A 1,302-nucleotide genomic window follows, 5' to 3' on the forward strand; every position below is an offset into this window, starting at 1 on the left:
TGAGGCGACCCCTGTGGTGTGGACACTCTGACAATGGATCTTGTAGATCCAAGGGAAGGTGTCCTGGTGGGACGGAAGTCTCCGTATCCGGCGGAGTTCAGGAGTGACGCGGTGGCGTTGTACCGCGCGGCGGGCGGGAAGCGCACGTATGCGGCGGTCGCGGCGGATGTCGGGGTGACCGGTGAGACGCTGCGCAGCTGGGTGCGCCAGGCCGACGAGCTGGCCGGCCGCGGCTGCGGCGGCGAGGCGGTGGAGGGTCGGGACGAGGAGCTGGCCCGGCTGCGCGCCGAGATCGGGCGGCTGCGCAAGGCCGAGAGGGAATGGGAACTGGAGCGGGAGATCCTGCGCCGGGCAGCCGCGTATTTCGCGCGGGAGGTGAAGTGAAGCCCTGCCGCTGGGACTTCATCTCCGACAACCGCGCCGACTTCGGCGTGCAGCGGATATGCCGGGTCCTTCAGGTTTCCCGCTCGGGCTTCTACCGGTGGCTCGCCGGGGCCGATGCCCGCGAAGAACGGCGGGCCGCCGAGAACGGGCTCGTCGCGGAGATCCGCGAGATCCACACCGAGCACAAGGGAACGTATGGAGTGCGCCGCGTCCACGCCGAGCTGCGCGGGTTCGGGCACGCCGTCAACCGCAAGCGCGTCGAGCGGTTGATGCGCATCAACGGGATCGAGGGCCGGCACCTGCGGTGGCGCAAGCGCACCACGGTCTCCGACCGGCTCGCACCACCGGCCCCCGACCTCGTCCGCCGTGACTTCTCCGCCCGGCAGCTGGACGAGAAGTGGTGCGGCGACATCACCTACGTGCAGGTGGGAGGCACGTGGCTGTATCTGGCCTGCGTGATCGACATCTGCTCGCGCCGGGTGCTCGGCTACTCGATGGCCACCCACATGCGTGCCGAGCTGGTCATCGACGCCCTGAAGATGGCGGTCGCGGCCCGCAGCGGCAGTGTGAACGGGGTGATCTTCCACGCGGACAGGGGCGCGCAGTACGCCTCGGTTGCGTTCGCCCGGGTCTGCGCCAGTTTTGGGATCCACAGGAGCATGGGCCGGGTCGGCTCGAGCTACGACAACGCCCTCGCTGAGTCGTTCTGGCAGGGACTCAAGAGGGAGACGATGCACCAGCGGCTGTTCTCCACGATGCGTCAGGCGAGGCTGGAGATCTTCCAGTGGCTGACCTACTACAACGCCCGCAGGCGCCACAGTGCCCTCAACTACCTCTCACCAGCCGAATTCGAACAGCAGCACCTACGAGCAGATACACTCTCAATCGCAGCATGAGCCCCTGTGTCCACACTCCGGG

General features: G+C 67.9%; 1 protein-coding gene. It reads left to right on the forward strand.

Going from position 1 to position 1,302, the window contains the following annotated elements:
- The first annotated feature begins 66 nt into the window (after positions 1-66).
- A protein-coding gene (locus IG74_RS0144645; protein WP_107059188.1) for an IS3 family transposase occupies positions 67-1,280 on the forward strand; the annotation gives its coding sequence in 2 pieces (ribosomal slippage) (positions 67-316 and positions 316-1,280; 1,215 coding nt in all).
- The last annotated feature ends 22 nt before the right edge of the window (positions 1,281-1,302 follow it).

The sequence above is a fragment of the Streptomyces sp. NRRL B-1347 genome, assembly GCF_000720325.1.
In the GTDB taxonomy this organism is placed as follows: Bacteria; Actinomycetota; Actinomycetes; order Streptomycetales; family Streptomycetaceae; genus Streptomyces.